This window comes from Bullifex sp. (assembly GCF_034103065.1).
Taxonomy (GTDB): Bacteria; Spirochaetota; Spirochaetia; order Sphaerochaetales; family Sphaerochaetaceae; genus Bullifex.
Window position 1 is genome coordinate 1 of the sequence record NZ_JAXEGN010000229.1, and the last position, 8,183, is coordinate 8,183.

9 protein-coding genes are annotated in these 8,183 nt (G+C 33.3%); 8 read left to right on the plus strand and 1 reads right to left on the minus strand.

What is annotated here, in order from left to right:
* The first annotated feature begins 3 nt into the window (after positions 1–3).
* The 5 genes from SOY52_RS08950 to SOY52_RS08970 all read left to right on the plus strand — a co-directional run bounded on the left by SOY52_RS08950 (position 4) and on the right by SOY52_RS08970 (position 3,271).
* A complete protein-coding gene (locus SOY52_RS08950) occupies positions 4–111 on the plus strand; it encodes a formate--tetrahydrofolate ligase (RefSeq protein ID WP_320848621.1) in 108 nt (35 codons plus the stop codon).
* Between the two features lie 14 nt (positions 112–125).
* Positions 126–848: an alpha/beta hydrolase family protein gene (locus tag SOY52_RS08955; RefSeq protein WP_320848613.1), complete on the plus strand. Its 723-nt coding sequence runs from the start codon at positions 126–128 to the stop codon at positions 846–848.
* Positions 849–962: 114 nt separating this feature from the next.
* Complete coding sequence (locus SOY52_RS08960) at positions 963–1,391, plus strand: hypothetical protein (protein ID WP_320848614.1); 429 nt, start codon at positions 963–965, stop codon at positions 1,389–1,391.
* 50 nt (positions 1,392–1,441) lie between these two features.
* A complete protein-coding gene (galE, locus tag SOY52_RS08965) occupies positions 1,442–2,458 on the plus strand; it encodes a UDP-glucose 4-epimerase GalE (protein WP_320848615.1) in 1,017 nt (338 codons plus the stop codon).
* Positions 2,459–2,647: 189 nt separating this feature from the next.
* Entirely contained in the window at positions 2,648–3,271 is a 624-nt protein-coding gene (locus tag SOY52_RS08970; RefSeq protein WP_320848616.1) for a YkgJ family cysteine cluster protein, read from the plus strand.
* A gap of 35 nt (positions 3,272–3,306) precedes the next feature.
* Here the strand turns inward: SOY52_RS08970 and SOY52_RS08975 are convergent, their stop codons facing one another.
* Positions 3,307–4,194, minus strand: coding sequence for a LysR family transcriptional regulator (locus SOY52_RS08975; RefSeq protein ID WP_320848617.1), 888 nt, complete (start codon positions 4,192–4,194; stop codon positions 3,307–3,309).
* 236 nt (positions 4,195–4,430) lie between these two features.
* On the opposite strand from SOY52_RS08975, the gene SOY52_RS08980 reads away from it, so the two are divergent.
* From SOY52_RS08980 to SOY52_RS08990, 3 genes are read left to right on the plus strand one after another with little or no spacing between them, the layout of a single operon-like run.
* Entirely contained in the window at positions 4,431–5,714 is a 1,284-nt protein-coding gene (locus SOY52_RS08980) for an SLC13 family permease (protein ID WP_320848618.1), read from the plus strand.
* Positions 5,715–5,730: 16 nt separating this feature from the next.
* The gene (locus SOY52_RS08985; RefSeq protein ID WP_320848619.1) at positions 5,731–6,522 is read left to right on the plus strand and encodes an SDR family oxidoreductase; all 792 of its coding nucleotides are present in this window, start codon (positions 5,731–5,733) and stop codon (positions 6,520–6,522) included.
* 58 nt (positions 6,523–6,580) lie between these two features.
* Positions 6,581–8,059, plus strand: coding sequence for an amidohydrolase family protein (locus SOY52_RS08990; RefSeq protein WP_320848620.1), 1,479 nt, complete (start codon positions 6,581–6,583; stop codon positions 8,057–8,059).
* Positions 8,060–8,183 lie beyond the last annotated feature (124 nt).

Here is an 8,183-nt window from a genome sequence, read left to right on the forward strand (position 1 = left end):
TTTATTGTTGCATATGCAGGTGATATTATGACGATGCCTGGTCTTGCAAAGGTACCTGCTGCTAATAATATGGATATTACAGATAGTGGTGTTATTACAGGATTATTCTAAGTTGGAGGTACTTTATGGCATACATTAGATGTGATTTTAAGTCGTTAGTTCTTGATATGAGGACATCAATGATTATTTTCTTGCCAGATGAAAAGAAGGTAAGTGAGGCTCCTGTTGTATACCTTTTACATGGCCTTTCAGATAACGCAACTGCATGGTCTAGATGGTCAAATGTAGAACGTTATGCAATTGAGCATGGGGTTACTGTTGTAATGCCAGAGGTTCAAAGAAGCTTTTACACCGATATGTCTTTAGGTTTAGATTACTTTAAATTTGTTTCAGTTGAGTTAAGAGAAATTTGTCACCATTTCTTTAATACACCAACAGCTGCTAATAAAAGCTATGTAATGGGCCTTTCTATGGGTGGTTATGGTGCACTAAAGTGTGCTTTAACTTATCCAAAGAAGTTTGCAGGTTGTGCAGCTTTCTCTCCTGCTTGTGATATCGAATCATTGATGATTGATAATGTGAAGATGAATAAAAAGGAGATGAAGGCTATCTTTGGAGAAAAGCTTCAAAGTAAAGATAGTATCTTTAGCTTAGTAAAGAAGGTAAAGAATGCTCCTTTTATTTACTTAGCTTGTGGGGAAGAGGATTTTATTTTCTCTCATAGTGAGAAGCTTAATGCGGCACTTGAAGAAAAAGACCTTGATTACAAATATGAACACTGGAGTGGTATTCATGATTGGGCCTTTTGGGATGAGGCTGTAAAGAGAGCTTTTAATTTATATTTCTAAATTAAGTGAGAAAAATGGATTTTAAAGGTCCATTTTTCTTGTTTTAAGATAATTTTCCCTTCCTTTTTTTTACATCCTTGTTTATAAATAAGTATGTAGTGGAGGGGGAAATTAGTGATAAAACCTGTATTTATCAGCGAGTTTGAGAATATTGATAGTATAAGTAATAACGCAATTATCTTTAATGAAGATAACTTTTTAGATTATACATTTGATAGTACAGAAGATATTACTATATATGTAAAATCAAACGATGCAAAATCATTTTTATCTTTAGTTGATATCGACTCTTTAGACCCTGAATGTTTTTCAGAACTATCTAAGCTCACAGATTCCTTTATAAGATGTATGTCTATTAATAAGGTATTCTGTCCTCAGGGAATTGCGCTTTACAAAAAGAGTGAAAAGAAAAATGGTATTGTTCGTTACTGTAATAAGCACCAATGTAGAATTTGCCAAAATAAGTGCTTTGATGAAAATGGAAAAATCCCATATAAAGAAGTTGATTTCTCAAAACGTGTAAGATATAAGATAAAAAAGTAACTATTATTTATAATTCTTTTGTGGTAGCCTTAAGGTAAGGAGAAATTTTTATGGCCATTTTAGTTGCAGGTGGAGCAGGATATATCGGTTCACACACTTGTGTTGAATTGCTTAATGCCGGATATGATGTTGTCGTTGTTGATAACCTTGTTAATTCAAGTGCTAAGGCATTAGAGCGTGTTGAGCAAATTACAGGTAAAAGTGTTAAGTTTTACGAAGTTGATTTACTTGATAAATGTGCACTTGAAGAAGTTTTCAAAAAGGAGAAAATTGAAAGCGTAATTAACTTTGCTGGCTTAAAGGCTGTAGGTGAGTCAGTTCATAAGCCATTAGAGTACTACCATAATAATATTACTGGTACTTTAAATCTTTGTTTTGTTATGAGAGAGTTTGGTGTAAAGAACATTATCTTCTCTTCTTCAGCAACAGTATATGGAGACCCTGCTTTTGTTCCAATTACAGAGGATTGCCCAAAGGGTAAGATTACTAACCCGTATGGTCAGACAAAGAGTATGCTTGAGCAGGTATTAACAGATTTACATACTGCAGATCCTGAGTGGAATGTAGTCCTTCTTAGATACTTTAACCCAATTGGTGCTCATGCAAGTGGTTTAATTGGTGAAGATCCAAAGGGTATCCCAAATAACTTGGTTCCTTATATTGCTCAAGTTGCAATTGGTAAGCTTGAAGCTCTTGGGGTATTTGGTGATGACTATCCAACACACGATGGTACAGGCGTTAGAGACTATATTCATGTTGTAGATCTTGCTGTAGGACACGTAAAGGCTTTAAAGCGTTTTGAGTCAAATACTGGTGTTAGCATTTATAACTTAGGTACAGGTCATGGTTATTCTGTATTAGATGTATTACATGCTTATGAAAAGGCTTGTGGAAAGAGCTTAAAATATCAAATTAAACCTCGTCGTCCAGGTGATATTGCTACATGTTACTGCGATGCCACAAAGGCAAAAGAAGAACTTGGTTGGGTTGCTGAACGTGGTATTGAGGAAATGTGTGCTTCTTCATGGAAATGGCAGAGTATGAACCCAAACGGATATAACGATTAATTAAATAAATAACTTTGATAGCCACCTATGTTTTATAGGTGGTTCTTTCGTTTTTAAGTAAATTTTTATATTATAAAAAAATCTTAAAGTAGTAACCTTATCTTGTTATGATAGCAACAATTAAAAAATTAAAATTTTTTTTTAAACTACTTGATTAAGATTTTTTTCTTGTAGTATAAAATTTTTTTCATGAAAGAATTAGATGAACTTATCACAAGATTAGAGGATACAAGTCTAGGTAATCAACTTGAAGCAATCGCTTCCTATTATGATTCCATTGAACATGCTTTTGATGACTTTACTACTAAAGCACATATCTCTTGTCCTCATGACTGTGGTGAGTGCTGTAAAGGGTTTACCCCACCAGTTACATCATCTGAAGCCTTAATAATTGCGGCTTATACATACTTTGTTCAAGATAGAGATGTTAGTGCATTAATGAAATTCACAAAAGGAAATGTAGGTTGTCCTTTTGCTGATATGACTAGGGAAGGGGGGAAGTGTTCTATTTACAAAGTTAGACCTCTTCTTTGTCGTCTTTTTGGTGCTTCTGTAACTCGTACAAAAAGAGGCCTTGAATTTAGAAGATGTTCAAAATTAAAGGATTTATCCTTAATGCCAGAGTTATTAACAGAGGATGAAATGCCAGAAAATCCACCTATTATGGATCTCTTTGGACTTCATCTTGAAGGCTTGGAAGGAAATAGTGCTGAAACAGATACGATGCAAGATCAGGTTGAAAGAGCATTAAGTAAATTATTAATGATTATTTCTCTTCTACCTCTTCCTCCTGATGTTCCAAATGCCTCCTGATTATCAGATAAGCCCGAGTTATTTACCCTATAATTTTATCCTTTTAGCATTGTAATAAACTTTCTTGCTGCAATACTACTATGTTGTTCAATATCTTCAATTAATATGATTTCTCTTTTTGGTAAATCAAATTTATCTATTTTAATTTCATTTAGTAAGCCTTGCTTTATGTATGGCTCTGCTATTTCAATTGGTAGAAAGGCAACACCTGTATTTTTTAACAAAATTGAAATTATTTGTGGATAACTTGAAACACCAATAACTGGTTCCCATTCTAATCCTTTTTCACTAAAAAATTGTCGATGATAATCAGCGTTACCAAAATAGTCAGAAAAACCAATGATTGGTAAAGAAAAGAGTTTCTTTATTTTTATCGATTTTAATTCAGCGAATTTTCCTGTATTAGAGGTAACAAGTATTTCTTTATATTGTTTAACTAAAGTTTGTCTAAATCGAGTATTTTCTTTTATTGGTGAATCTACAATAGCAAAATCTATCAAACCTTGTTTTAAAATATCGACTGTTTTTTCACTCGTGTTATCAGAAATAGATATTTTGATATTAGGATATGATGTATTAAATTTTTTTATTACATTTGAAAGTACATAGTCTAAAGCCGTATAGGTTGAACCAATACAAACCATTCCTGATGACATATCATTTTCCGAAGAAAGTTCTGCTTCTGCAGCTCTTAATTCATTGTATGCAATAGCTACATGATTGTATAACCTTTCACCTTCTTCTGTAAGTTTAATACCTTTGTTTGTTCTAATCATTAATTTACAACCCATCTGTTCTTCTAATTTATTCATTAGTTTTGAAAGGTTAGGTTGGTTTGTATTTAGGAGCTTTGCAACTAAAGATAAATTGCGATATTTGGCTACATAATAAAATCTTCTATAGTAATCATAGTCAATATTCATTTTCTCTCCTAAAAAATTTTTGTTTTAATACGATAATTTTTTATAGATAATAATATACTTTTATCTATAATGTAAATCCTTTTAAAACAAAAAAATATTTAAAATCCAATTTTTTTGATTCTTAACTTGATATGTAAAAAAGGAATAATTATCAGTCAAAAATAGTATTTTACATAGAATTCTTGGTTTCTATATTATGAGCCCAAAATAATAAAAAATGTAGGAGATATGAGAAAATGAGTACAATGGCGATTTGTCTATTAATCTTCCTTGCAATGATTATCTTATTTTTCATCAAGAAGATTCCAATGGCTTATACTTGTATGGGTGTTATTGTTGCTTTATTTGTAACAGGTTGTGTCGATAAAAATACTGTTTTTGCAGGATTTGGTAATAACAACGTTGTTACAATGGCTTCTATGTTCATCGTTGCTGCAGGTTTGGCAAGAACACAGATGGTAAACCATCTTTCAAACCTTCTTTACAAAGTAAATGACGGTTCATTTACAAAGATTCTTGCGTCATATGCATTAGTTACAATGATTCTTGGACAGTTTGTTCCATCTTTAGCAGCATTATTTGCTATGGTATGTCCACTTGTTCAAAATATGTGTAAGAAGATGAACATTAGTCCTACAAAAATGCTTTATCCAATTGCTATTGTAACTGTTTCCTGTTCATTTATTATTGAGCCAATTGGTCCTTATGCTGCTTGGTTCGTAACTCAAAATGGTTATCTTGAATCATATGGATGGACCCAGAATGCACTAAGTATGTGGTCTGAAACACTTGTATTCCTCCCAACAGGTATTATCACATTCTTAGTTGCTATTTTTATTATTCCAAGATTTTTACCAGACAAGCCTGAGTTCCCAGTTACAACTCTCGAAGAAGCTGGACAACTTCAGAAGTTAGAACCACTTTCTCCTGTAAGAGAATTCTTAGGATATGGGGTTTTCATTGCTGTTGTAATTGGTCTTATGTGTGGTTTACCATCATGGGCTGTTACTCTTGCTGGTGCTGTAGTAATTGTTATCTCAGGTGTTTTAACAGAGAAAGAATCAATAACAGCTATGAATATGCCAATGGTACTTTTATATGCAGGTGTAACAGTACTTGGATCTGCATTAAGTACAACTGGTGCAGCAGAATATCTTGGTGAATTCATTAAACTAATTCTTGGTAATGTTACAAATAGTTATGTTATTGGTGCTGTTATTTTCTTAGCATCTTTCATCATGACATCTCTTTTGTACAATAAAGCAGTAACAACTGTATTAATCCCAATTATTGTTCTTTCATTAAGCAGTATGGGAATGGATCCAAGAGGATGTGTAATTCTTTGTTCACTTGCATCAATGTCTTCTCTCATTACACCACTTCCTAATCCTGTTATCCCAATGGCAATGCAGACTGGTGGTTATTCACAAAAGACAATTTTCAAGGTTGGTATGATTTCAGCAGCATTTAGATTTGTATTTGGTGTTGGAATTGCTATGACACTTTTCCCTGTAATGTGATTAAAAGGAGTAACTTATGGCACGTTTTACAAATAAAGTAGTAGCCATCACAGGTGGCGGCTCAGGAATGGGCAAAACAACATGTGTAATGTTTGCTAATGAAGGTGCAAAGGTCTGTGTTATTGATGTTAATGCAAAGGGCGCAGAAGAAACTGTAAATGAGATTAATGCTAAGGGTGGTGTTGCAAAAGCTTATGTAGCTGATATCACAAATGAAGTTAAAATGGCAGAAATCTTTAAAGATATTGTAGCGACATTTGGTTCTATTGATGTGTTATATAATAATGCTGGTATTAGTCCTGTTGGTACAGCTGTTACTACTTCTTTAGAAGAGTTTAGAAGAGTAATGAAAATTGATATGGAAGCAGTATTTATTGCTTGTCAAATTGTTATTCCTTACATGGAAAAACAAGGAGGAGGTGTTATTTTAAATACTGTTGGTACATATGGTTTACGCCCAACCCCAAACAAAATTGGATATTCTGCAGCAAAAGCAGCTGCATTAAGTTTAACAAGATCTATTGCTGTTGATTTTGCTAGAAGCAATATCCGATGTAACGCCATTTGTCCTGGTTTTGTTGATACTCCTCTAAATAAAGGATTTGAAGGCGAAGCTCGTGAGAGATTCCTTGATAAATATCAACCATCGTTATATAAGATCAAGGGTGAAGATATTGCTTTAACTGCTATGTGGCTTGCAAGTGATGAGGCACGTGCTATTACAGGTCAGCCTATTGTAGTTGATGGTGGTACTGAAGCTTGTCTATATTTTAACTATAAGAAACCTGCTGAAAATACAGCAAAATAAAAGATCAAAGGCGATCCTTAGTAACTCCTAGGGGTCGTCTATTTTTTGTGAGGTGAAAATGCAAAATTATATTATTAATTCAGGGTTTTATTGGGATGGCCTTTCTAAGAATGTCGTGAAAGATGTTGCTGTATATATTTCAAAAGGGAAAATTGCTGAAATTGGACCTTCCAGTGAGATTATTAGTAAGTACAAAGATTTACCTGTTTTAGGTGGTGAGGAAGTATTATTGCTTCCAGCTTTTACTGATGCGCATGATCATGGTAGAGGAGTTTCTCCTGTTGCTTTTGATGCATATGATAGAGCTTTAGAAATGTGGCTTCAAGATTTGAATAAATTACCATGTATTCCTCACTATGAAGCATGTTATTACGATGGATTACGTTTAGTTTCTACAGGAGTTGGAACTGTTCTTCATAGTCATAATCCAAATAGCTTTGCAAATATTAAACAAGAAATGGTTGATACTGCTCATGGCTATATGGATGCTGGAGTAAGAAGTATTTTATGTCCTTTATATTTGGATCAGAATAAAAGAATCTATTATAACCGTGAACAATTCTTAGATAGTTTACCTAAAGAAATTGGTGATCCTTTTAGAGCTGGTATTAAAGATAAGATTATGTCTATAGAGGAATATTTTAAGTTAGTAGAAGACATTTCTTATTGTTTGAAAGATGAAATTGCTTCAGGATGGACAGAAATTCAACTACATCCAAATGGTGGTCAGTGGTGCAGTGATGAAGCTTTATTAGCAATGAAGGATTATGCCTTATCGCATAATATGTATATCCATTTACACTTATTGGAAACAAAATACCAAAGAGAGTATGCAATGCGTACTTGGAATAAGAATTTCATTAAACATTATAATGATATTGGTTTCTTAGGACCATGGGTATCATTTGCTCATAGTGTTTACTTAGATGAAGAGGATTTTAATCTAGTTCGTCAAAGTGGGGCTAAATTAGTTAATAATCCTTCATCGAATCTTAGATTGAGAAGTGGTTCATTTGATATACATACTGCTCATAAACTAGGTGTTTCTTGTGGTATTGGCCTTGATGGTTGCGCATATGATGATGACCAAGATTATCTCAGAGAAATTCGTACAGCATGGCTTAATAACTCTAAATCAGGTGTAGATGGTGAAGTAGACTACATGAAGGTATTAGAGATGGCAACTGTAGGTGGCGCAAGTATTGACAATGCACGCTTATCTGAGGGTGTGATAAAAGAAGGGGCTAAAGCTGATTTAGTTTTAATAGATTCAGCAAAACTTTATAAACCATATGCTGATAGTTATGTTGACCCATTACGTTTGTTAGTTCAGAAAGCAACAAGAGATTATGTTTTGGCTACAGTTGTTGATGGAAAACTCGTATGGAGCAAAGATAGTTCTTTTAGTGAAAAAGAAGAGCAAGCAGCTATTAAACTCTCTAGTTCAATTAAAAGCTGGAGAGAGTCTCACCCTAGTAGAAGAGATAATGAAGAGTTAATTTCTTACGTTCATGATTTTTATAAGGATGTTAAATAGTGAAAAGTCAAATTAAAAAATCTGTATTCATTCCTACATTTATTTTTGTTTTAGGTGCAGGTATTATTGGATTAATTAATAACCAATTCCTAATTGATAACTTCAAAGCTGCTTTTGATTGGTC

Excerpts from the sequence above, each read along its gene's own strand:
- SOY52_RS08955 (WP_320848613.1), top strand. The coding sequence starts at position 126 with ATGGCATACATTAGATGTGATTTTAAGTCGTTAGTTCTTGATATGAGG.
- galE (WP_320848615.1), top strand. The coding sequence starts at position 1,442 with ATGGCCATTTTAGTTGCAGGTGGAGCAGGATATATCGGTTCACACACT.
- SOY52_RS08970 (WP_320848616.1), top strand. The coding sequence starts at position 2,648 with ATGAAAGAATTAGATGAACTTATCACAAGATTAGAGGATACAAGTCTA.
- SOY52_RS08975 (WP_320848617.1), bottom strand. The coding sequence starts at position 4,194 with ATGAATATTGACTATGATTACTATAGAAGATTTTATTATGTAGCCAAA.
- SOY52_RS08980 (WP_320848618.1), top strand. The coding sequence starts at position 4,431 with ATGAGTACAATGGCGATTTGTCTATTAATCTTCCTTGCAATGATTATC.
- SOY52_RS08985 (WP_320848619.1), top strand. The coding sequence starts at position 5,731 with ATGGCACGTTTTACAAATAAAGTAGTAGCCATCACAGGTGGCGGCTCA.
- SOY52_RS08990 (WP_320848620.1), top strand. The coding sequence starts at position 6,581 with ATGCAAAATTATATTATTAATTCAGGGTTTTATTGGGATGGCCTTTCT.